The following is a 23,489-nucleotide window of genomic DNA, read 5'->3' on the forward strand; positions in this document are numbered from 1 at the left end:
CTTTGTTAGTTTTCTTTAGTGGTGTCTATGGGTATATTTTTGACTTCTACTTTCGGTTTTACAATTTTAGCTCTCATAACAGAATCTTTTGGAGTAGATTCAATTGCGCTGGCTGCTGTTATGCCGCCTAATTTTGCATATTCACTGACCAAACTTTTATTAAGAACTCGAATTTCTAAGTCGTTTCTTGTGATTTTCTTTCTTAAATATTTTTCGATCATTAAGCTGGCAATTGGTCCGGCAACTGTTGCACCAAAACCTCCATTTTCAATCATTACTGCTATGGCAATTTTCGGATTGTCCTTTGGAGCAAAAGCCACAAAAATCGAGTGATCTTTAAGTTTTGTTCTAACGCCATCAATTTTTGCAAAGTTTTCAGCGGTACCTGTTTTTCCACAAATATCAATACCTTCTACTCGAAGCGCATAAGCTGTTCCTTTGTTGTATACATCAAACAAACCACTTATAACCGGAGGGAAATATTTTTGATCAATTGTTGTAACGTGTTTGGTTGTGAACTTAGTATCTATTTTTTTTCCTTCAATCTTTTTAATGATATGAGGTGTATAATAGTAACCCTGATTGGCCACAGTTGCCATCATATTAGCCAATTGAATTGGAGTCATTAAAACTTCTCCTTGACCGATAGCATTCGATACAATTGTTGTACTTCTCCAGCCTCCGTTAGGATAAATTTTCTTGTAGGTTTTAGATGTTGGGACATTTCCTCTTTTACCTGTTGGTAAATCATAGCCCATGAACTGACCTAATCCAAAACTTTTAACGTGATCGCTCCATACATCAACAGCTTTAGCTGGATTGTTGTATTTGTTAATAGTCAACATATATGCCTGTGCAAAGTATGTATTACAAGAATTGTAAATTCCATTATGTAATTGATGTGGACCAAAACCGTGACATTTCATGAAACGACCTCTACCATAACTAAATCCATGATGACACATGAAAGTCGTTTGCTCATTAATAACGCCTTCTTGCAAAGCAACCAAACCAGTCAGGATTTTAAATGGAGATCCAGGAGGATATTCTGCTAAAAGTCCTCTGTCGTATAAAGGTTTTGCAATAGAATCGTGATATAAAAGAGTATAGTTTTTAGATTTTTGTCTTCCAACTAAAATTCCGGGATCAAAAGATGGAGCGGTAACTAATGCTAAAATCTCACCGGTTTTAGGTTCAATAGCAACAATTCCTCCTCTTTTATTGATCATTAATTCTTGACCATACTTTTGAAGCTCAGCATCAATGGTTAAATTAATGTCTTCTCCAGCAACGGCGATAGTATCGTATTTACCATCTTTATAGGAACCTATTTCGCGGTTGTATTTGTCTTTTTGAATATATTTTACACCTTTTATACCGCGTAAAATTTCTTCGTAACTTTGCTCAACACCTTGTTGTCCAATTAAATCACCACTATTATAATATGGGTTTTTTGCAATTAGTTTTTCGGTTACCTGAGTAATGAAGCCAAAAATGTTAGCGCCATAATCTACTTCATAATCACGAAGCGATCTTTTTTGGAAATAAAAACCGTCATATTTTCTGATTTTTTCCTGGAAAGCAGCAAATTCATTTTTATTTAACATAGCCAAAAATACAGAAGGAAGTCTTGGACTATAGACTTTTGCTTTCGCAATTCTTTTGTCGTATTCTTCTTTGGTTATATCTAATAAAGAACAGAATTCAGTAACATTAAGGTTTTCCTTGATGTCTCTCGGAATAACCATTATGTCATAAGAAGCCTGATTGGCAACTAACAGTTTACCATTTCTGTCATAAATATAGCCCCTTTCAGGATAATCATACTTCTTCTTTATTGCATTATTTTCTGATTTTAATTTGAAGGAATCATCAATAATCTGCAAATAAAATATCCTGATCACTAGCAAAGATGCTGCAATAATAATTAAAGAGGGCAGCAGGACTTTTCTCATCTTTTATTGGGCTTAATAAGATAAATTATTATGATTGAAGTAATTATTGTAAATATAGAGCTGAACAATGTTCGCAGTAAAATATCCCAGATAAATTTAAATTGAAAAGCTTCAAGAATAAACAATACAATGTGATGCAATACGACAGATACTAAGATAAATGAAAATCGCTCAGGTGTTAATGATTCGTTTAGTCTAATGGTTTGATATTCGTAGCTCAATCCAAATGAAAACTTAAAAATATACGGTCTGTAATACGCTAAGATTACACAAGCTGTAGCGTGAATTCCGCCAGAGTTACAAAACAAGTCCATTGTTAATCCCAGTAAAAAACTAGAAAGGATTAATCCTGTTCTGTTGCTGTTTACCGGATACAAAATAATGTATAAGATGTATGGGAAGGGACTTATATACCCTAAAAAATTCATATTATTGAAAATAACAATCTGAATTGTTAGTAACATAATAAATCGAAAAATATTGACTAACAAAGCGCTATTCATCTTTTTCCTTGTTTTCTAAATTAATAAGTTCTTCTCTATCCTTACTCTTGATAATATAAACGTGACCCAAGTTTGTCATGTCGTTAAATAGTTTAACTTTTATAACATAAAAACTTGTCTTGGTTTCTGTATAAACGGTCTCAACAGTTCCTATGTTGATTCCTTCCGGAAAAATTACAGATTGTCCTCCGGTTACAATAGTATCTCCTTTTCTGACAGAAGCTAATCTCGGAACATCTCTAAGCTGTACGTATCCAGTGCTTTTTCCATCCCAGGTCAAAGAGCCAAAATGATTTGTTTTTTTTAGCTTAGCATTGATTTGAGATTTCATATTCAAAATACTCACAACTGTTGAGTAGCGAGGAGATGTATCATCAACAATACCAATTATTCCTAAACTGTTGATTACACCCATATCCGGTTTTACACCTTCATTAGATCCTGAGCTTAATGTGATAAAGTTCTCATATCTATTATAAGAGTTATGAATTACTTTTGATACAATTATATCAGCAGGTTTTACTCCCTTAATGCTATCTGCCAAAGGTAATTTTGCGGTGTCTGCTTTATTGAACAATAAACTTTTCAGTCTTGCATTTTCAAGTACAAGCTCGTCGTTTTCAGTTTTTAGATTCAAATATTCATTAAGACGATTGATTCTTTCGTAAACACCTCCGCTCAAAAAATTGGCAGAACTAATTACTTTGCTTCTATGGTAGGAATGCGATTGAATTGTGAGAGTCAACGAAATACCTAAAAGCAGCAAAAACAGCAATCGATTACTGTTTCTTATAATGAAATTAAAAATTTGCTGCATTTCTTGTTTGGTTATTTTGTTTCAGGATATGCTTTTGGTTTCAAATTTTATAAGAGTCAAATTCAATTAATTCAACTCTTATAAAGATATATTGATTGTTATTTTGAATCTTATTTAATTAAGATACTTTTAAATTTTGCAATATTTTTAAGTGCCATTCCGGTTCCACGAACTACAGCTCTTAACGGATCTTCAGCAATGTAAACAGGTAAATCTGTTTTTTGCGAAATACGTTTGTCAAGACCTCTAAGCATAGATCCACCACCAGCTAAATAAATACCGGTATTGTAGATATCCGCTGCTAATTCAGGAGGAGTTTGAGATAACGTCTCCATTACAGCATCTTCAATACGTTGAATAGATTTGTCTAATGCTTTAGCAATTTCGCGGTAAGAAACATCAACTTGTTTTGGTTTACCAGTAAGTAAATCTCTACCTTGAACTGACATATCTTCTGGCGGGCCATCTAAATCTTCGATAGCAGCACCAATTTGAATTTTTATTTTTTCAGCTGTACTTTCTCCAACAAAAAGGTTATGTTGTGTACGCATGTAATAAACAATATCATTTGTAAATACGTCACCCGCAATTTTTACAGATTTGTCGCATACAATACCACCAAGTGCTATAACTGCAATTTCAGTTGTACCACCTCCAATATCAACAATCATGTTTCCTTTTGGTTGCATAATGTCAATACCAATACCAATTGCTGCAGCCATAGGCTCATGAATTAGGTAAACTTCTTTTCCGTTTACTCTTTCACAAGATTCCTTTACAGCTCTCATCTCAACCTCAGTAATACCAGACGGAATACATACTACCATTCTTAAAGCTGGAGTAAACATTCTTTTTTTCAATGCAGGAATACTTTTGATGAACATATTGATCATCTTTTCAGAAGCATCAAAATCGGCAATTACACCATCTTTCAAAGGCCTTATCGTCTTTATGTTTTCATGCGTTTTACCTTGCATCATATTGGCTTCCTTACCAACAGCAATGATTTTGCCTGATATTCTATCACGTGCAACGATCGACGGACTATCAATAACGACTTTATCATTATGTATGATTAAAGTGTTTGCGGTACCAAGGTCTATCGCAATATCCTCGGTCATGAAATCAAAAAATCCCATAAGTTTTTTAGGGGTTTAAAATGTTATAAATTATTTTGAACAAAGTTAAACAAATTAATGTTTAAAATGACGCGTTCCAGTAAATACCATTGCAAGATTATTTTCGTTGCAATAATTTATGCTTAATTCGTCTTTTATTGAGCCTCCTGGCTGAATTACAGCAGTTATTCCTGCTTTTTTGGCTAATTCTACACAATCCGGAAAAGGGAAAAATGCATCACTTGCCATCGAAGCTCCCGTTAAATCAAATCCAAAAGCTTTTGCTTTGTCAACAGCCTGCATTAAAGCATCAACTCTTGAAGTCTGACCTGTACCTGAGGAAATTAATGTTCCGTTTTTTGCAAAAACAATCGTATTTGATTTTGTGTTTTTACAAATTTTTGAAGCAAATATTAAATCTTCTATTTCTGAAGCAGTAGGCTCTGTAATGGTAACGGTCTTTAAATGCTCTTTAGTATCTGTAATATTATTTCTGTCCTGAATTAACAAACCATTAAGACATGTTCTAACTTGTCTTGAAGGTAATTCAACTTCATTTTGAACTAATATGATTCTGTTTTTCTTTTCTTGTAAAACTGCAATTGCTTCGTCATCATAACTTGGAGCAATTACTACTTCGCAGAATAATTTGTTGATTTCCTGAGCTGTAGCTAAATCAATTTTAGTATTTGCAATCAAAACTCCACCAAAAGCAGATGTAGGATCACAAGCTAAAGCTGCTAAATAAGCTTCGCTAATTGTTTTTCTTGAAGCTAAACCACAAGCATTATTATGTTTTAAAATAGCAAACGTTGGTCCGTCAGTTTTAAACTCATTTATTAAGTTTACAGCTGCATCAACGTCTAATAAGTTGTTGTATGATAATTCTTTTCCGTGAACTTTTTTGAACATTGCATCAAAATCTCCAAAGAAGAATCCTTTTTGATGTGGATTTTCCCCGTATCTTAAAACCTGACCATCTGCAATACTTTCTTTGTAAATAGTCTCGTCAGTATTGAAATAATTAAAAATTGCACCATCATAGTGAGACGAAACATGGAATGCTTTTGTAGCAAACAATCTTCTGTTCTCAAGAGTTGTAGCTCCATTTTGCTCTGTAATCAAATCAAGAAGCAAGCTATATTCGTTAACCGAAGCCACAATTACTGTGTCTTTGAAGTTTTTTGCACCGGCACGAATCAATGAAATCCCGCCAATATCAATTTTTTCAATAATATCTTGTTCGCTTGCACCAGAAGCAACTGTTTTTTCAAACGGATACAAATCAACAATTACCAAATCAATTTGAGGAATATCAAATTCCTTCATTTGTTGAACATCACTTTCGTTATCCTGACGGTTTAAAATTCCACCAAAAATTTTCGGGTGTAAAGTTTTTACTCTTCCTCCAAGAATTTCAGGAAATGAAGTAATATCTTCAACCGGAACTACAGGAATTCCAAGATTTTTTATGAAGTCTTCAGTTCCTCCAGTAGAGTAAAGTGTTACGTTTTGTTCGTGTAATTTTCTAACGATTGGCTCTAATCCATCCTTTGAAAAAACAGATATTAATGCCGATTGTATTGTTTTAGTTGTGCTCATTGTGTAGTTATGATTTTCAGACTGCAAAAGTAGTTTTTTTAAATATTATTTTAAAGAAAATTAATGTAACATTATGCTAAAAAAAACTACTGATGAGTAAGTTAACTTTTATTAGGTTTTTGAATTTAAATTATTGAATTTTACTTTATTGAAAAATACGAAAATATGCTTGTTTATCTAAGATTATTAAAAGAAAGTTTAAGTTTTGCCATAAACGCTTTGCGAAATAATAAATTGCGTACTTTATTGTCTTTGTTAGGTGTAACTATCGGAATTTTTTCAATTATTGCTGTTTTGGCTGCAGTTGATTCTTTAGATCGAAAAATTTCTAAAGATTTGAGTAGCTTAGATAAAAATACGATTTATTTAATGAAATTTTGCTTTGGACCATCTGAAATTCCACAATGGAAAAGAGAACAGTTCCCGAATGTGAAATATGACGAATATATTGGTTTAAAAAACTCCCTTAATAATACAGAGCAGGTTGCTTATCAGCTTTTTGTAAATCGTGAAAGTTTAAAGTACGATTCAAAAACCGTGAGTGATGTCAATATTATTCCATCGTCAAACGAAATGGTTAATATCGACGGATTAAGTTTTGATAAAGGAAGATTTTATAACGAATCTGAATCAAATTCAGGAACTGCCGTAATTGTTTTAGGATATGATATTGCCGAAGGTCTTTTTGGAACAAGTGATCCTATCGGAAAAAACATTCGACTCTACGGGCAACGTTTTACCGTTATTGGAGTAATTGTAAAACAAGGAGCTGGTTTTTTTGGCGACAGTAACGATACTTCAGTTTATTTACCAGCCAATTTTTTACGCCGTATGTATGGTGATAGTGATGCAATGACACCGGTTATTGTATTAAAACCAGAAAAAGGTGTAGACATGGATGCTTATAAAGCGCAAGTTGCTCAGAAATTACGAGCAATTCGCGGAATGAAAGCCGGAGAAATGGATAACTTTTTTGTTAATGTGCTTTCTGGATTTACTGATTTTATTGACGGGATTCTAGGTCAGATGAATGTTGTTGGTTGGATTATCAGCGGATTTTCTCTTTTAGTTGGAGGATTTGGAATCGCTAATATTATGTTTGTTTCTGTAAAGGAACGTACCAATTTAATTGGAATTCAAAAATCATTAGGAGCCAAAAATCGTTTTATTTTATTTCAGTTTTTATTTGAAGCCATTATACTTTCTGTTATTGGAGGAATAATTGGTTTGTTGATGGTTTGGGGAATTTCGGTTATCCTAACAAAAGCACTCGATTTTGAATTTGTTCTGAGTTTGGGAAATATACTTTTAGGAACCGGATTAGCTGCTCTTATCGGATTGATTTCCGGAATTTTACCTGCTATTTCTGCCGCAAATTTAGATCCTGTTGAAGCTATTCGAACAGGAATGTAAGTGACATTTAAAAAAATGATCTTTTTACAACTTTAATTTTTGCTTTACTGTTGAATTTTGTCGTAATTTTAGTACCCTAATTAAAAGATGATAATATGATACCAGTAAAAGCTTATGCAGCCTATGATGCTGTAAATCCGTTAAAACCCTACACGTTTGAGAGAAAGGAAGTTGGTGCTCATCAAGTTCAAATCGAAATTTTATACAGTGGTGTTTGCCATTCAGATATTCATACTGCAAAAGGCGATTGGGGACCTGTAGATTATCCTTTAGTTCCGGGACACGAAATTGTTGGTAGAATTATTGCCGTTGGGAGCGAGGTTTCTAAATTTAAAGTTGGAGAACTTGCCGGAGTAGGTTGCTTTGTTGATTCGTGCAGAGTTTGTCCAAGCTGCCAGTCAGGAGAAGAGCAGTTTTGTGATGAAGGAATGACAGGAACTTACAATAGTGTTGAAAGGGGAACAAATATTCCAACCCGTGGAGGATATTCGACAAGTATTATTGTCGATGAAAGTTATACACTTCATGTTTCTGAAAAGTTGGACATAAAAGGAGTAGCACCACTATTGTGCGCCGGAATTACAACATACTCTCCATTACGTTATTTAAAAGTAGGTAAGGGGCATAAAGTTGGTGTTTTAGGTCTTGGAGGTTTAGGGCACATGGCTGTGAAATTTGCCGTTTCTTTTGGTGCCGAAGTTACGATGTTAAGCCATTCTCCATCTAAAGAAGCTGATGCTAAAAAATTAGGAGCGCATAAATTTGCCCTAACGTCAAATCCTGAAACGATGGAATCTTTAGCAAACAGTTTTGATTTTATTCTAAATACTGTTTCTGCAAAACACGATCATAATGCTTATCTGAATTTACTAAAAACTAACGGAACAATGATTGTTGTTGGAGCTCCGCCAGCGCCTGCCGAAATTCCGGTTTTTACTTTAATCATGAAAAGAAGAAGCATTATGGGAAGTTTGATAGGTGGAATTAAAGAAACACAAGAAATGTTAGATTACTGTGCCGAACATAATATTACTTCAGATGTTGAAATTATCGATATGTCATATATTAACGAAGCTTACGATCGTATGAATAAAAGCGATGTGAAATATCGTTTTGTGATTGATATGGCTTCGCTTAAATAGGTTCAAAGGTGCAGAGTTGCAAAGGTTCGGAGGTTTTATTTTATTGAGTTTAAGACTTTGTATTTAATGAGTTCTTTACCGATGGATAAAACGGATTTAAACTGTTTATCGCAAAGCTTGTTCTTTGCTAGGAACGAAGCAATCTCATTTGCTGAATCAATGTAGTGTGGCTACTTGGCTTCTAGTAATGACGAACGTTATGTTTGCTAATAAAAACTTTGCGTCTCTGCGACTTTTTGAGATTATAATTTCAGAATAACAGATATAAAAAAAATCCCAAGAAAATATTTCTTGGGATTTTTTTTGTATCAATATGTTTTTAGGTTTTTGTTTTAATTTGAATTGGAGGTTTTATGAATTTAATTTGTTCCGGGAATTTAATTTTTGTTTTGTCCCATTTTATGTCTTCCGAAGAATAATAAGATTCGTTGTTTCTTTTATATTTCAAAACAGTGTCTTCTTCTTGAGTTGTTCTTCTTATAACACAGAAATCGCGATCTCTTATAAAATATTTTAAGGATTTATGCAAATCAAAGAACATCTTCGATTTTAAAGTGTCAGATTCTGATGCAATAAAAGTTGCATTTCGAAAGTCATCTTTATAATTTAATTTTATAAATTCATAGAGGTTTTTATTTGAAATTTCAATTAAATCTTTGGGTTGTAAATTTATAAAATAAGGGATAGTGTCAGCATTTGGTGTTCCGCATATGAATCCTATTCCTTTATTTTGAAAGTAATATGCTGTAGAATCAGTGTTGATGATAAAAGTATTTGTTCCGTAGACTAGCCAGCCAGGTATAGGAGGCGATGGCGGAATAGTATCATTGTCTGTAATTTTTCCTTTATTTTCTTGAGAAATAATATAAGGTTTGTTTTTTGCAATAACCTTTTCTTCTTTTTTTGCACAATTCAAAAGAAGCAGACAGATTACAAAAGCAAGAAAAACTCTTTTCATAAAGTAAGATTTAAAATAAAGATATAAAAAAATCTCATCTGCAATTAAGCGGATGAGATTTTATATGTTTAAGAAAGTTTTTAAAACTATCTAATTGTATTATTTTGAATTAAATCGATATACAAGTTAATCTTGTCTTTTAATTCTTTTCTAGGCGTGATAAAGTCAAGGAAACCATGCTCTAAAAGAAACTCAGCAGTTTGGAAACCTTCTGGTAAATCTTTACCGGTTGTGTCACGAACAACACGAGGTCCGGCAAAACCAATCAAAGCACCTGGCTCAGAAATATTAATATCTCCTAACATTGCGTATGATGCAGTTGTTCCTCCAGTTGTTGGATCAGTACAAAGTGAAATGTATGGTAATTTAGCTTCAGCTAACTGAGCTAATTTTACAGATGTTTTAGCTAATTGCATTAACGAATAAGCAGCTTCCATCATACGAGCTCCACCAGATTTAGAAATCATTACAAAAGGCAATTTGTTTTTGATCGCGTGATCAATACCTCTGGCAATTTTTTCACCAACAACAGCTCCCATAGATCCACCAATAAAGGCAAAATCCATACAGCAGATTACAAGTTCTTTTCCTTTAGATTTTCCCACCCCTGTACGCACAGCGTCTTTCAGGTGAGTTTTCTCCATTACATCTTTTAATCTTTCTGCATATTTTTTTGTATCCACAAAATGCAGAGGATCTTTTGATGTCATGTTTTTATCCAATTCAACAAATTCGTTATTGTCGAATAAAATTTCAAAATAGGTTGCGCTTCCAATTCGAACGTGAAAATCATCTTCAGGACTAACAAATAAGTTTCTGGCTAATTCGTCAGCGTCAATAATTTTTCCAGTAGGAGATTTGTACCACAATCCTTTCGGAACGTCCATCTTATCTTCAGTAGCAGTCGTAATCCCTTTTTCGTGTCTTTTAAACCAAGCCATATTTATTAATTTTGTTGTTTCAGGTTTCAAGTTATAGAACTTGAAACCTGAAACTTTAAACTTTTACTTATAGTGTATTCACATTATTCAAGTCTGCAAAAGCTTGCTCAAGTCTTGTATTGAATGTCACTTCGCTTTCACGTACCCATTTTCTTGGGTCATAATATTTTTTGTTAGGAACATCAGCACCTTCTGGGTTACCAATTTGAGTTTTTAAATAGTCAATGTTTTTAACCATATAATCACGAATTCCTTCAGTATATGCAAATTGTAAATCTGTATCAATGTTCATTTTGATAACTCCGTAGCTAATTCCTTCTCTGATTTCTTCAAGTGTAGAACCTGAACCTCCGTGGAAAACGAAATCTACTGGGTTATGTCCAGTGTTGAATTTGTTTTGAACGAAATCCTGAGAATTTTTTAAGATTTTTGGAGTTAATTTTACGTTTCCTGGTTTGTAAACACCGTGAACGTTTCCAAAAGCTGCAGCGATAGTAAATTTAGGACTTACTTTAGATAATTCTTCGTAAGCATAAGCTACTTCTTCTGGCTGAGTATATAATTTTGAGCTATCAACATCAGAGTTGTCAACACCATCTTCTTCACCACCTGTAATACCAAGTTCGATTTCTAATGTCATTCCCATTTTGCTCATTCTAGCCAAATATTCTTTACAGATTTCGATGTTTTCTTCGATTGGCTCTTCAGATAAATCGATCATGTGAGAACTGAATAATGGTTTTCCTGTTTCTGCGAAATGTTTTTCAGAAGCATCTAATAAACCATCAATCCAAGGCAATAATTTTTTTGCACAGTGGTCAGTATGTAAAATTACTGTTGCACCGTAAGCTTCTGCTAATGCATGGATATGTTTTGCTCCGGCGATTCCACCAGCGATTGCTGATTTTTCACCTGCATTAGACAATCCTTTTCCAGCGTTAAATTGTGCTCCTCCGTTTGAAAATTGAATAATAACTGGCGCGTTTAGTTTTGCTGCAGTTTCAAGTACTCCATTGATTGTGCTAGACCCTGTAACATTTACTGCTGGTAAAGCAAAACCTTTTTCTTTCGCATAATTAAAAATCTCCTGAACCTGATCTCCTGTAGCTACTCCTGGTTTAATATTGTGTGCCATTTTAAATTTTTTTTATAGTTGTTTTTAGTTTTTAGGTTGCAAAAATAAGAATTAATTAGCATTAGAAAGGATAATTTATTCCAAAATTTAAAACAGAGTGCCCAAAATTGTATTCTTTAAACCAACGATCTCCTTCGTCATGTGCTGGATTATAGGTCTTAAAGCCCAAATCTAAACGAATAACAAAAAAGCTTAAATCGTAACGTAAACCGAATCCTGTTCCTAAAGCAATTTCAGCTAAATCGTTTACGCTGTCAAATTTTGCCTTCTCATCGATCACATTATCGAGCACATTCCAGATATTTCCGGCATCTGCAAAGATGGCTCCTTTAACATCTCCAAAAATTTTAAATCGAAGTTCGGCACTCATCGCAATCTTCATATTTGCCTCGTTAAAGTCATTAACCGCATTTGTGCTTCCCGGACCTAATGCATAGGGTTGCCATGCACGATTGTCATTTGAACCTCCAGAATAATAACTTCGTGAAAACGGAATATAATTTGAATTTCCAAAAGGAATCGCAATTCCGAAAAAGCTTCTCACTGCTAATACTTTTTCTTTTCCAAAATCCCAGTGTTTAATATAGTCAAACTCGGTTTTTATATATTCTGAATATGCTAAGTTGAATATTTCGTAGTTGCCATTTGCATTCTTCGGTAAGTTTGCAATATTCGAAATAGCGGTTAATAAAGTACCGGCAGATTCTATTTTTGTCTTAAATTGATAGAAAGTATTGTCGGCCAGATCTTTTTTAGTGGTTTTGGTAAACGTATAACTTGTAGCCAGAATAAAGTCATTTTCAGTCAAACGAATTCTTCTTTCTTCAATGCTTTCTACATCCTTATATTGAGGATCTCCAGGTCTCAATACTGTCTGATCGGTTAGTACTTGTCTAGTGAATGTATTTGTTCCGGTAGGTATAGTTAGGTTTTCTTTAGCTTGTTCCTCTGGGTCTTTTCCCCAGTTGAGAGGATCAAGATTGTAATCTTTACCAATATTATTTAACTCATTATAAGAAGAAGTATAAACATTAAAATAATTATCAGGGTTTAGGTTACGAACAAATTGTGCATTAAGTAATTCAAGTTTTGCAGTATTGTTTCTTTTTGGGGACCAATTATAGGCAATTCCTCCTGTGAAATTTTCTTTATCCAGACCAATGTTTCTTTGCTTCGAAAAACCTGCAGAAACACTTGTAGAGGGAATCATTCTTTTTGGGATAATTTTCTCGGTTCCAAAAGGCATCAGAATTCTTGGGAAATTCAGTTTTAAATCAACACCATATTCAGATACATTGAAGAAGTTATTATTCGGGTTCGCCATATCTTTAGATGAACCTAGATTTAAACGTGTGGAAATTTCCAGCGTTTCGGCTCTGTTAAAAACGTTTCGAATGGTTTCAGAAATACTCGCTCCAATACCAAAATCCTGAATATTAGAGTGCGTCACGTCAAAAGTGGCACCAAAGCTATATTTTTTTCTAGGTGTCAAATAAACATTTGCAATTAAGGATTGTGCTGTCGAGTCGCGTTTATCAACCTCGTATTGAATCGAAGGATAATTAAAGATTTTTAAGTTGTTTAAATATCTTGACGAAAGAGTAGTTCTTGTGTCAGAGAAAGTACTTCCTTTATTGATAAAAACAGCATCTGTAATAGCGCGTGGTTTATACTTTAGTTTTTTATAACTGTATAAATTGAAATTATTATAGGTTGTACTATCAGTAATTTTAGTTTTTGCATTTGCTGCTGAATAATCAGTGTAAATGTTTACATCACTAATTTTATACAATTTGAATGGCTCAGTTCTGCTTGAATCTCTTTCCTGAATATTGTTATTGTTAACAATTAAGGTTACATCGGCCTTGTTCTTTTTGCCAATGGTATCAATATCAAACGTAACATAAGTGGGCTGGAAGTAATAAGCACCATGATTTCTAAAATAGGTGGTTATACGATTTTTTTCTTCTTCAAAATCAGAAGTTTTGTATTGATTTCCTGATTTGATAGCTGGTGCTTCCGGATTAGTTCGATATAATGAATCTAATGCCGGAGTCATGATATTAGTTTTAATCGTATCTAGCGTGTAAGCGGGACCAGTGGTAATATTATAATTTATTTTGGCTTTTTTTCTTGCAATACTATCCATAGTATAATCTGTAGAAACATTAAAATAACCGTTGTTGAAATAGTAATATTTCAGACGCAATAGTGATTTCTTAGTTTTTGCAGTATCAATAATAACTGGTGGTTCACCAGTACTTTTTAAGAATTCGTGAATACCTTTGTAAAAGAATGATTGTCCAAGACGATCTACTTGTTTAGCAGATAATAATTTTGACTGACGCTCATATTTTCCCGGATTATTCTTGAATTTTGCCTGGTAAGTAGAATCGGGATTTAAATTGGCTAAATTGTATAAATTAAGACGTAATTTAAAACCTAATAAGGTACCGTTAGGTTTTTGATACATTTGGTTAAAGGCAGTTTCATCGTTTGTAGCCTTTCCATTTACAAGAATATTATTTTTTACAAGAAGATTTTTTCCATCGGGAACTCTTTTTACGGCATTACAAGCGCAAATAAATATTGCTATTAGGATAAATGCTATTATTTTTGTGGAATTCTTTTTCAAGTGTTCTAAAATATTTAATTCAAAAGTACATTATTTTATGGTTAGTAAAAACCAAATAAAACTTATCTCAAGTTTACATCAAAAAAAGCAACGTTTTGCAAATCAATTATTTTTTGCCGAAGGAGTAAAAGTAATTCAAGAATTGTTGCAATCCAATTTTGAACTAGAGCATTTATACACGACTCAAAATGATTTTGAAGCAGTTCAGTCTTCAAAACGAACACTTGTAAATGAACAGGAACTTAAAAAAATAAGTGCCTTGTCAACTCCAAATACTTGTTTAGCAGTCTTCAAAATTCCTGCCGAAAATAGCATAATTGATTCAGGTTTGATTATAGCTTTAGACGATATTCGTGATCCCGGAAATCTGGGAACTATTTTACGTCTTTGCGATTGGTTTGGGATTAAGCAAATTGTTTGTTCAAAAGAAACAGTCGATATCTACAATCCTAAAGTTGTGCAAGCTACAATGGGTTCAATTGCCAGAGTAAACGTAAATTATGTTGATCTCAAAGCTTTTATCAATCAGACTAATTTGCCGGTTTTTGGTACGTTTATGGACGGAGAAAATATTTATCAATCTAATTTGCCTCAAAACGGGATCATTATTATGGGTAATGAAGCCAATGGTATTTCAGCAGAGATTGAAAATATGGTTACAAGCCGACTCACAATTCCCAGATTTGGCGAGCTTCAAAAAACTGAAAGTTTAAATGTAGCGACCGCAACGGCAATTATTCTTAGTGAATTTAAACGAAACAGTTAAGTTTTTGTTTTAATGGAAAGTGAAATTTATTAAAATTGCTCTCGATTTCATAGAATCAATGTTTCCAGTCCAAGGGCTTGGTCCGTTTGCGGGATTATCACGAATTAATTCATCAGTAATACCAAACATTCCTCTAATTGAAGGTGAGAAAATGAAATATTCAGAGAAAATATCAATTCCAAAGCCCAATTCATAAGCAGCGCTCCATTGTTTTGTTCTAAATTTTCCTTCAAAGTTGTCGTCTTTAGATTTTGCGTTGCTCGATAAATTTAGCGTAGTCGACATTCCTCCAACTAAATAAGGGCGAATGTTTCCGGTTCTTAAAGCAGAGAATTTTAATAATAAAGGAAAATGTATATAGGTACTGTTTACTTCTCTTAAAAAATCTTTTTCTGAAGCGAAATTTGGATAGTACAAATCACGTTTTGTATAATACAAACCTGGTTCAAAACGTAAATTAATATATTCCTGTAATCTTAAGTCAGCAACAACACCAACATTGAAACCAGTTGTTTTTTTTACTTGAATATCTTGTTCTGGAGGAGTTTTGTAATCAAATTTAAAGTCAAAGCTGTTGAATCCTAGGTAATATCCAAAATATAGGCGTTGTTTTTGCCAGTTTTCAAGATTGATAATAGGGTCTTTACTAAACATACTTTTAGCAAATTGCGAATATCCTTTTGTGGATAATAAGACCAGTAAAATTAAGATTACAATTTTTTTCATACTATTTTTTAGATGCAGAATAAATGGTTGCAACACCAAAAGTTTGAGGTAAAGCTACAACATCTATAAACCCAATTTTTCTCAAAATATTGTTCAAGGCTTCTCCATAAGGAAAAGCAGCGGCAGATTCAGACAAATAACCGTATGCAGAATTATCTTTAGAGAATAATTTTCCTATAAGTGGAAGTATGTTTTTGCTGTAAAACTTATAGCCTTGTTTGTATGGTGTTTTATCTGGTACTGATGTTTCTAAAATTACGAAAACACCATTTGGTTTTAAAACTCTTAAAATTTCAGAAAAACCTTTTTCCAGATTTTCAAAATTACGTACTCCAAAGCCTACAGTAATAGCGTCAAAGTAATTATCTTCAAAAGGAATGCTTTCAGAATCACCTAAAACTAAATCAATAACATTAGATAGTTTTTTTTCTTCGACTTTCTTTTTTCCAACTTCAAGCATTCCGGCAGAAATATCAAGGCCTATTATTTTTTCGGCCTTAGTTTGAGCCATTAAAATTGCAAGATCACCGGTTCCGGTAGCGATGTCAAGGATGACTTTAGGTTTAGAATCAGAAACTATTTTCAATACTTTTTTTCTCCATTTAGTGTCAATACCAAATGAAATTACGCGATTCAAATTATCGTAGTTCCCAGAGATGTTGTCAAACATTTGGGCAACCTGCTCTTTTTTGCCTAAAGAAGAGTCTTTATATGGAGTTATTTTTTCAGACATTTTTTTTATTTAGGCAAATATAAACAATCTAGGTTAACTGTAATTGAGTTTTTTTATTTGTAAATCAAATGTTTTCAAGAATGATTTTTTACTCTTATTGAAGGCCTTATTTGGCATCACCAAAAGTGGGTATTTTGAAAAAATCACCAAAAGTGGGTATTGTAGGATGTGTATTTAATGGCCAACTTTGCTGAAGTAAAAATGATAAAAATTTAATGATTGGTAGTTATTAAATGACTCAAATCAAATGAATACTTTTTTGCACTGGTAGTTCATTTGTTCTTGAAAGTAGTTTTGAAAGTATTGTTCTTGGGGTCAATACTATTTTGAAAGTGCGAAATACGTTCTTAGGATTAAATTTGTTTTTGGAAATTTTAATTTTCTTGCCTTTAATATCTTAGTGGTATTTGTTATTATAGGCTCTTTTGAGATTCGTTCTCAATTTAACAGTAAATGTTATTCAGTTATTCAAGTATTTTTTTAAAACATTTGTGATTTTTTTCCAAAACTATTTCTTGAGCGAGTCTAATCTAGAAATCAATCGTTTTAAAAAAACATCCTCCAAAAGAGGGTGTTTTTTTATTTTCGGATGTAAGTCTCGTACGTGTAATCATAAAGATGTTTCTCATCTTTAAAGTTTTCTTCGGTTTCTACAAGTTGCCATTCGCTTTCTCTAATTTTTGGAAAAAAAGTATCTGCCTCAAAAGTATGATGCACTTTTGTTATTTCTATAATATCTGTATAAGGTAATCCCAGATTATATATTTCACCTCCGCCAATAATGTATGAATCTTCATTTTCAGGACATGCAGCAATTGCTTTTTCAATACTATCTACAACAATGCAACCTTCAGGATTGTAATCTGTTTGACGTGTAATTATTACATGAACTCTATTTGGTAATAGTTTAGGAAAGCTCTCAAAAGTTTTTCTTCCCATAATGATGTGGTGATTGGTCGTAAGCGATTTGAACCTTTTAAAATCATTTGGCAAGTGCCAAACCAAGTCATTGTTTTTTCCAAGGGCATTATTTTCGGCAACAGCCGCTATCATTATAATCATGGTATGCTAAAACTAAATTTTACTATCGGTATCCTCGTTTATTCTGGATTCTAATTGACTGATTCTTTTTTGCTGTAAAGCAACAAGTCTGTCAATTTGTTCCCTTTCCCATTTTTTATTCATGAATCTGTCTGTAATATAAACTTTTATAAAGTGTAGAATAAAGACAAATAACCATATTGTTACGGCCCAAATGCACCAATTTTGGTTCGTGGTTGTATCTCCAAAACCAAAAAATCTGTTTGCGATAAATAAAAATAAACTTCCTATTAGAAAAAGCACAAAATGAAAATAAAGCACTTTCTTCTGCCTAAGTCTTCTTCTGGCATATTCGTATTGTTCGTGTACTTCTTTTTCCATGTGATGTAAATGAGATTATAAAGTTAAAATTTATTTTGAAAACACAATATTTTGAGCGCAGATTATTTGTTTTAAAATGAGTTACGAATTGGGAATGCAAAAAAATAGGAGCTTATAAATTATTAATATGATTTAAAAAACAGTGTGTTTTTGATATTATCGCAAATCGTTTGTGTGGGTATTGAAAGTTCGTTTGAATTTGTGTAATTTAGTGTATGAATCTAAAAACTAAATAGTTATGTCTTTAAAGAAACAATTTATTAAAACGAAACCAGTTTGCAAAGTTACATTTTCTATAGATGCTAAAGATGCAAATTCGGCTGCAGTTGTTGGGGATTTTAACAACTGGAATGTTGAAGAAGGAACTTTGAGTAAGTTAAAAAACGGAACTTTTAAAGCTACTTATGACTTGGTTAAAGATGCGATTTACGAGTTTAAGTATGTGATTGATGGAAGTTATGTTAACGATCCTGAAGCTGATTCTTATAAATGGAATGATTTTGCAGGAAGTGAAAATAGTGTTTTAGTTGTATAAAAAATCCGCTTAAATTTTAAGCGGATTTTTTTATAATTTATACAGCAACACTTCCTTTTATTCCGGCATGCGGCTCGTAATCTACAAGTGTAAAGTCATTATAATCAAAATCAAAAATGTTTTTGATCTCAGGATTCAAAATCATTTTTGGTAATGGTTTTGGCTCACGGGTTAACTGCAATTCTAATTGTTCAAAATGATTGTTGTAAATGTGTGCGTCTCCAAAGGTGTGAATAAATTCTCCCGGTTCAAGATCACAAACCTGAGCAATCATCATAGTTAATAATGCATACGAAGCAATATTAAAAGGAACTCCTAAAAATATATCAGCACTTCGTTGGTATAATTGACAAGATAGCTTTCCTTTTGTTTCGCCTTTTTCACTGTCGGAACTCGTAACATAAAACTGAAAAAAAGCGTGGCAAGGAGGTAAAGCAGCCTTGTTGTTTGCAACGTTTTCTTCAAATGATTTAGTAGTGTCCGGTAAAACAGAAGGATTCCAGGCTGAAACCAGCATTCGGCGGCTGTTTGGATTTGTTTTTAGTTCTGTGATTAATTCAGATATCTGATCAATTTCTTCACTATTCCAATTTCTCCATTGATGTCCATAGACTGGTCCTAAATTTCCATTAGAATCTGCCCAGGCATCCCAGATTTTTACTCCGTTTTCCTGAAGGTATTTAATATTTGTATCGCCTTTTAAGAACCAAAGCAGTTCGTAAATGATTGATTTTAAGTGTAATTTTTTGGTTGTAACCATTGGGAAACCTTCACTTAAATCAAAACGCATCTGATAGCCAAAAACACTTTTTGTTCCTGTTCCTGTTCGGTCACCTTTTTGGTTGCCGTTTTCTAAAACGTGTTTTACTAAATCTAAGTATTGTTTCATAATTTGGTTTATTCGGTTATTCGTTGAACTGTTTAATCGATTAAACGAATAAAGAAATTCACGATTAAACAATAAGAATTAACGTTTTGAGATTTCGTCTCTAATTTTTGCTGCTTTTTCATAATCTTCCTGAGAAACTGCCTGATCTAATAGTTCGTTTAGTTCTTGTAAAGTATGTTTTGCATAAACATCTCCTGATTGATTGGTTTCTTCTTCGTGACCAAAAGTTTCTGGATTCGAAAGAACATCATCAATTTCCTGAGAACCCTGATCAGTTTCTGCAGTATTTGATTTTAAATAAATTCCGGCTTTGTCAAGAATGTTTTTATAAGTAAAAATCGGTGCATTAAAACGTAATGCTAAAGCAATTGCATCAGACGTTCGTGCGTCGATAATTTCTTCAATTTTATCTCTTTCGCAGATTAAACTGGAGTAAAAAACGCCGTCAACAAGTTTGTGAATAATAACTTGTTTTACTACAATATCAAACCTTTCAGCGAAGTTTTTGAACAAATCGTGCGTTAACGGGCGAGGAGGTTTTATTTCTTTTTCTAAGGCAATAGCAATTGACTGTGCTTCAAAAGCACCAATAACTATAGGTAATTTTCTTTCGCCATCAACTTCATTCAAAATTAAGGCATAAGCGCCATTTTGAGTTTGACTGTATGAAATTCCTTTTATGGATAATTTTACTAGACTCATATATGTGGGTAAAAAAGGGCAATTAATGCCGCATTTTAGTACTTTTTTTGATTGAAAAATAAAGGTGCAATTTTAATCAAAAAATATGGAACAAAAAAGCCACCTAAAACAAAGATACGATTATCTTGTTTTTAGGCAGCTATATTTTTATAGAGATTTTTAAATTAAGAATGTTGAGCTTTGAAAGCTTTTAATTTCTCAATTAATTGAGGTACAATTTCGAATGCATCTCCAACAACTCCATAATCAGCCACTTTAAAGAAAGGAGCTTCAGGATCGTTATTGATAACTACTTTTACTTTTGATGAGTTGATTCCGGCAATGTGCTGAATAGCTCCAGAAATTCCTATTGCAATATATAGGTTTGTTGCAACTGGTTTTCCTGTTTGTCCAACGTGCTCACTGTGAGGTCTCCATCCTAAATCAGAAACTGGTTTAGAACATGCTGTTGCAGCGCCTAATACAGAAGCTAATTCTTCGATCATTCCCCAGTTTTCAGGACCTTTAAGTCCACGTCCGCCAGAAACTACGATATCAGCATCAGCGATAGATACTTTTCCGGTTACTTTTTCTACAGATTCTACTTTTACTCCAAAGTCATTGTCTCCAATTGTTGGGTTGAAGTCTTCTTCAGTTGCAGATCCTGCACTTTCGAAGATTCCGTAAGAGTTTTTAGCTAAGCCAAGAACTTTTACATCAGTGTTGATTTCAGTAATGTTGAAAGCTTTGTTTGAGAAAGCATTTCTTTTTACCTGAAAAGGTGAAGTGCTAACCGGTAATCCAACAACGTTTGAAGCAAAACCAGCATTTAAAGCCACTGCTACTAATGATGAAAGATAAATACTGTCTGTTGTAGAAGAAAGTAAAACTAGTTTTGTTCCTTCTTTTTCAGCAGCTTGTTTGATAACATCGGCGTAAGCCTTAGCTGTAAAACCTGCTAATTTATCGTTGTTTACTTTTAATACTTTATCAACTCCGTATTTAGACAACTCGCTTACATCACTGATGTTTACAGTTAAAGCTGTAACGGTAGTTCCTAAAGTTTCTGCTACTTTTTTAGCGTAAGAAGCTAATTCAAAAGCAACTTTTTTAAATTTTCCTTCTGCAGATTCTGCATATATTAATATTGACATAATAATTTTAGATTTTAGATTTTAGATTTCAGATTTATAAAATTGAAATCTAAAAGGATTATTGATTTAGATTTTGAAGTGAATCAAATGTTGAATTTTAGATTTTTTATTGCGATCAGCAATCTAAAATCTAAACTCTACAATCTTAAATCACCTTAGCCTCGTTGTGTAATAAATTGATTAACTCATCTAAATTATCAGGAGAAACTAATTTTACTGCTGATTTTGGAGCTGGTTTTTCAAATTTCACCGCTTTTGTATTTACAGGAGCGTCAACTGGCTCAAGAATCGTCAGCGCTTTTGTTCTTGCAGTCATAATTCCTCTCATGTTTGGAATACGAAGATCTTTTTCTTCAACAAGACCTTTTTGACCACCAATAATTAATGGCAAAGTAGTACTAACAGTTTCTTTTCCACCATCAATTTCACGAACCGCTTTTACATTATTTCCGTCAACTGTTAAAGCTGTACAAGAGTTTAAAAAGTTAGAACCTAAAATTCCTGCAATCATTCCAGGAACCATTCCACCATTATAATCTAAAGATTCTTTTCCGGCAATTACTAAATCATAACCACCATTTTTAATTACTTCGGCAAGTTGTTTTGCAACAAAAAAACCATCAGTTGGGTTTGCATTTACGCGGATAGCTTCATTTGCACCAATAGCAAGAGCTTTACGTAAAGTTGGTTCTGTATCAGGACCTCCAACGTTTACTACAGTTACAGTAGCGCCTTGTTGTTCCTGAAACCAAATTGCACGTGTCAAGCCAAACTCGTCATTAGGATTAATTACATATTGAACACCATTGGTGTCGAATTCTGAGTCACCATTGGAGAAGTTAATTTTTGAAGTAGTATCAGGCACGTGGCTGATGCAAACTAATATTTTCATAAGTATATATTTTATATTTATAATATTCTTTTACAAATTTAGAAATTAAAATCGGAATAATATACTATGCGTGCATAATATTTTTTGAAAACTATTACGATTTCGCAGATTCTGAAATTTTGAAGCTGTTTCATGGCTGCCAAAAAGAGATAATGCAGTCATTTCTATTGATTCTTAGGAATTTTATAATGGAGTGAGGATGAACAACTGTTAAACTTTGGTTAGAATTATACTACAATTTGAATTGTTACGTTTTAAAGAAAGATTTTTGTAAAAATAAGAATGCAACAATTAAAGTTGAATTTGTATCAAAAGTGTTTTAGGAATGAAGAGTTGCTTTTACATCGATTTCGTAAATATCACAATAAATTTTAAAAAGTTAAAAGCAGAAGACAGAAGGAAGTTCATGTGATTTTAAATCTAATTTATGCTTTTAAGTTATTTAAAATATTTATTTTTGCTCTTCAGAAAATTCAACATACAATATAAATATGAGAACAATACAATTTAGAGAGGCCATTTGTGAAGCGATGAGCGAAGAAATGCGTCACGATGAATCCATATATTTAATGGGCGAAGAAGTTGCAGAATATAACGGAGCTTACAAAGCTTCAAAAGGAATGCTTGCTGAGTTTGGCGAAAAAAGAGTAATCGATACTCCAATTGCTGAGCTTGGTTTTACAGGAATTGCAGTAGGATCAGCTATGAACGGTTGTCGTCCTATTGTTGAGTATATGACATTCAACTTCTGTTTAGTAGGTATTGATCAAATTATAAATAACGCTGCTAAAATGCGTCAAATGACAGGAGGACAATTTAATGTGCCTATCGTTTTTCGTGGACCAACTGCTTCTGCAGGTCAATTAGGAGCTACTCACTCTCAGGCTTTAGAGAACTGGTTTGCTAATACCCCGGGACTTAAAGTTGTTGTACCTTCAACTCCTTACGATGCAAAAGGACTTTTGAAATCTGCAATTCGTGATAATGATCCTGTAATTTTTATGGAATCTGAGCAAATGTATGGTGATAAAGGAGAAGTGCCAGACGGAGAATATACAATTCCATTAGGAGTTGCTGATATCAAACGTGAAGGAACAGATGTAACTATCGTTTCTTTCGGAAAAATTATCAAAGAAGCTTTTATTGCTGCTGATGAATTAGCAAAAGAAGGAATTTCATGTGAAATTATCGACTTAAGAACAGTTCGTCCTATGGATAAAGATGCAATTCTTAAATCTGTTAAAAAAACAAACCGTTTAGTAATTTTAGAAGAAGCCTGGCCATTTGCAAGTATTTCATCTGAAATCACATATATTGTTCAGGAACAAGCTTTTGATTTCCTTGACGCGCCAATTCAACGTATCACAACTGCTGATACACCAGCACCTTACTCTCCTGTTTTACTAAAAGACTGGTTGCCAAACGCAGCTGATGTAGTAAAAGCAGTAAAGAAAGTAATGTACAAATAGTCA

22 protein-coding genes are annotated in these 23,489 nt (G+C 33.1%); 5 read left to right on the forward strand and 17 right to left on the reverse strand.

Annotated elements, in window-relative coordinates; translation table 11 throughout:
- Positions 1 to 5: 5 nt before the first annotated feature.
- The 5 genes from mrdA to purH all read right to left on the reverse strand — a co-directional run bounded on the left by mrdA (position 6) and on the right by purH (position 5,995).
- Entirely contained in the window at positions 6 to 1,955 is a 1,950-nt protein-coding gene (gene mrdA / locus LPB88_RS00860; RefSeq protein ID WP_230711936.1) for a penicillin-binding protein 2, read from the reverse strand.
- Positions 1,952 to 2,458, reverse strand: a complete 507-nt coding sequence (locus LPB88_RS00865) for a rod shape-determining protein MreD (RefSeq protein WP_230711937.1) — start codon at positions 2,456 to 2,458, stop codon at positions 1,952 to 1,954. Before LPB88_RS00865 ends, mrdA begins: the two co-directional genes overlap by 4 nt.
- Complete coding sequence (gene mreC / locus LPB88_RS00870; protein ID WP_230711938.1) at positions 2,451 to 3,275, reverse strand: rod shape-determining protein MreC; 825 nt, start codon at positions 3,273 to 3,275, stop codon at positions 2,451 to 2,453. The genes LPB88_RS00865 and mreC overlap by 8 nt, the downstream gene beginning before the upstream one ends.
- Before the next feature lie 110 nt (positions 3,276 to 3,385).
- The gene (locus LPB88_RS00875; RefSeq protein ID WP_007804822.1) at positions 3,386 to 4,414 is read right to left on the reverse strand and encodes a rod shape-determining protein; all 1,029 of its coding nucleotides are present in this window, start codon (positions 4,412 to 4,414) and stop codon (positions 3,386 to 3,388) included.
- 54 nt (positions 4,415 to 4,468) lie between these two features.
- Complete coding sequence (gene purH / locus LPB88_RS00880) at positions 4,469 to 5,995, reverse strand: bifunctional phosphoribosylaminoimidazolecarboxamide formyltransferase/IMP cyclohydrolase (RefSeq protein ID WP_230711939.1); 1,527 nt, start codon at positions 5,993 to 5,995, stop codon at positions 4,469 to 4,471.
- Positions 5,996 to 6,160: 165 nt separating this feature from the next.
- Between purH and LPB88_RS00885 the strand changes: the two genes are divergently transcribed.
- Together LPB88_RS00885 and LPB88_RS00890 are read left to right on the forward strand one after the other, a co-directional pair.
- Positions 6,161 to 7,408, forward strand: a complete 1,248-nt coding sequence (locus LPB88_RS00885) for an ABC transporter permease (protein ID WP_230711940.1) — start codon at positions 6,161 to 6,163, stop codon at positions 7,406 to 7,408.
- Between the two features lie 95 nt (positions 7,409 to 7,503).
- On the forward strand, positions 7,504 to 8,550 hold the full coding sequence (locus LPB88_RS00890) for an NAD(P)-dependent alcohol dehydrogenase (RefSeq protein WP_230711941.1): 1,047 nt from the start codon (positions 7,504 to 7,506) through the stop codon (positions 8,548 to 8,550).
- Positions 8,551 to 8,869: 319 nt separating this feature from the next.
- On the opposite strand, the gene LPB88_RS00895 is transcribed toward LPB88_RS00890, so the two are convergent.
- The 4 genes from LPB88_RS00895 to LPB88_RS00910 all read right to left on the reverse strand — a co-directional run bounded on the left by LPB88_RS00895 (position 8,870) and on the right by LPB88_RS00910 (position 14,219).
- The gene (locus LPB88_RS00895) at positions 8,870 to 9,508 is read right to left on the reverse strand and encodes a hypothetical protein (protein WP_230711942.1); all 639 of its coding nucleotides are present in this window, start codon (positions 9,506 to 9,508) and stop codon (positions 8,870 to 8,872) included.
- An 86-nt stretch (positions 9,509 to 9,594) separates the two neighbouring features.
- Complete coding sequence (accD, locus tag LPB88_RS00900) at positions 9,595 to 10,449, reverse strand: acetyl-CoA carboxylase, carboxyltransferase subunit beta (RefSeq protein ID WP_029271807.1); 855 nt, start codon at positions 10,447 to 10,449, stop codon at positions 9,595 to 9,597.
- A gap of 67 nt (positions 10,450 to 10,516) precedes the next feature.
- Positions 10,517 to 11,584, reverse strand: coding sequence for a class II fructose-bisphosphate aldolase (gene fbaA, locus LPB88_RS00905; RefSeq protein WP_230711943.1), 1,068 nt, complete (start codon positions 11,582 to 11,584; stop codon positions 10,517 to 10,519).
- A gap of 61 nt (positions 11,585 to 11,645) precedes the next feature.
- Positions 11,646 to 14,219 carry a BamA/TamA family outer membrane protein gene (locus LPB88_RS00910; protein ID WP_230711944.1) on the reverse strand — a complete coding sequence of 858 codons (2,574 nt, stop codon included), beginning with the start codon at positions 14,217 to 14,219 and terminating at the stop codon, positions 11,646 to 11,648.
- 37 nt (positions 14,220 to 14,256) lie between these two features.
- Here LPB88_RS00910 and LPB88_RS00915 point away from each other — a divergent pair, with 37 nt between their 5' ends.
- The gene (locus LPB88_RS00915) at positions 14,257 to 14,985 is read left to right on the forward strand and encodes an RNA methyltransferase (RefSeq protein ID WP_230711945.1); all 729 of its coding nucleotides are present in this window, start codon (positions 14,257 to 14,259) and stop codon (positions 14,983 to 14,985) included.
- A 9-nt stretch (positions 14,986 to 14,994) separates the two neighbouring features.
- On the opposite strand, the gene LPB88_RS00920 is transcribed toward LPB88_RS00915, so the two are convergent.
- From LPB88_RS00920 to LPB88_RS00935, 4 genes are all read right to left on the reverse strand, one after another.
- Positions 14,995 to 15,711: a porin family protein gene (locus LPB88_RS00920; protein ID WP_230711946.1), complete on the reverse strand. Its 717-nt coding sequence runs from the start codon at positions 15,709 to 15,711 to the stop codon at positions 14,995 to 14,997.
- Position 15,712: 1 nt separating this feature from the next.
- Entirely contained in the window at positions 15,713 to 16,444 is a 732-nt protein-coding gene (gene ubiE / locus LPB88_RS00925) for a bifunctional demethylmenaquinone methyltransferase/2-methoxy-6-polyprenyl-1,4-benzoquinol methylase UbiE (protein WP_230711947.1), read from the reverse strand.
- Positions 16,445 to 17,023: 579 nt separating this feature from the next.
- Positions 17,024 to 17,506, reverse strand: a complete 483-nt coding sequence (locus LPB88_RS00930) for a dihydrofolate reductase (RefSeq protein WP_230711948.1) — start codon at positions 17,504 to 17,506, stop codon at positions 17,024 to 17,026.
- Between the two features lie 12 nt (positions 17,507 to 17,518).
- The gene (locus tag LPB88_RS00935; RefSeq protein WP_230711949.1) at positions 17,519 to 17,866 is read right to left on the reverse strand and encodes a 2TM domain-containing protein; all 348 of its coding nucleotides are present in this window, start codon (positions 17,864 to 17,866) and stop codon (positions 17,519 to 17,521) included.
- 238 nt (positions 17,867 to 18,104) lie between these two features.
- Between LPB88_RS00935 and LPB88_RS00940 the strand changes: the two genes are divergently transcribed.
- A complete protein-coding gene (locus LPB88_RS00940) occupies positions 18,105 to 18,401 on the forward strand; it encodes an isoamylase early set domain-containing protein (RefSeq protein WP_230711950.1) in 297 nt (98 codons plus the stop codon).
- Between the two features lie 37 nt (positions 18,402 to 18,438).
- On the opposite strand, the gene LPB88_RS00945 is transcribed toward LPB88_RS00940, so the two are convergent.
- The 4 genes from LPB88_RS00945 to LPB88_RS00960 form a co-directional block, all read right to left on the reverse strand.
- The gene (locus tag LPB88_RS00945; protein ID WP_230711951.1) at positions 18,439 to 19,290 is read right to left on the reverse strand and encodes a thymidylate synthase; all 852 of its coding nucleotides are present in this window, start codon (positions 19,288 to 19,290) and stop codon (positions 18,439 to 18,441) included.
- Between the two features lie 78 nt (positions 19,291 to 19,368).
- Complete coding sequence (locus tag LPB88_RS00950) at positions 19,369 to 19,992, reverse strand: bifunctional nuclease family protein (protein WP_041516529.1); 624 nt, start codon at positions 19,990 to 19,992, stop codon at positions 19,369 to 19,371.
- A gap of 164 nt (positions 19,993 to 20,156) precedes the next feature.
- Positions 20,157 to 21,125 carry an electron transfer flavoprotein subunit alpha/FixB family protein gene (locus LPB88_RS00955; protein WP_089354460.1) on the reverse strand — a complete coding sequence of 323 codons (969 nt, stop codon included), beginning with the start codon at positions 21,123 to 21,125 and terminating at the stop codon, positions 20,157 to 20,159.
- Between the two features lie 145 nt (positions 21,126 to 21,270).
- Positions 21,271 to 22,017 (reverse strand): electron transfer flavoprotein subunit beta/FixA family protein, encoded by a 747-nt coding sequence (locus tag LPB88_RS00960; protein WP_041516527.1) that lies wholly within the window; start codon positions 22,015 to 22,017, stop codon positions 21,271 to 21,273.
- A 491-nt stretch (positions 22,018 to 22,508) separates the two neighbouring features.
- Between LPB88_RS00960 and LPB88_RS00965 the strand changes: the two genes are divergently transcribed.
- Positions 22,509 to 23,486: a pyruvate dehydrogenase complex E1 component subunit beta gene (locus LPB88_RS00965; protein WP_089354461.1), complete on the forward strand. Its 978-nt coding sequence runs from the start codon at positions 22,509 to 22,511 to the stop codon at positions 23,484 to 23,486.
- Positions 23,487 to 23,489 lie beyond the last annotated feature (3 nt).

The sequence above is a fragment of the Flavobacterium sp. JAS genome, from assembly GCF_020991455.1.
In the GTDB taxonomy this organism is placed as follows: domain Bacteria; phylum Bacteroidota; class Bacteroidia; order Flavobacteriales; family Flavobacteriaceae; genus Flavobacterium.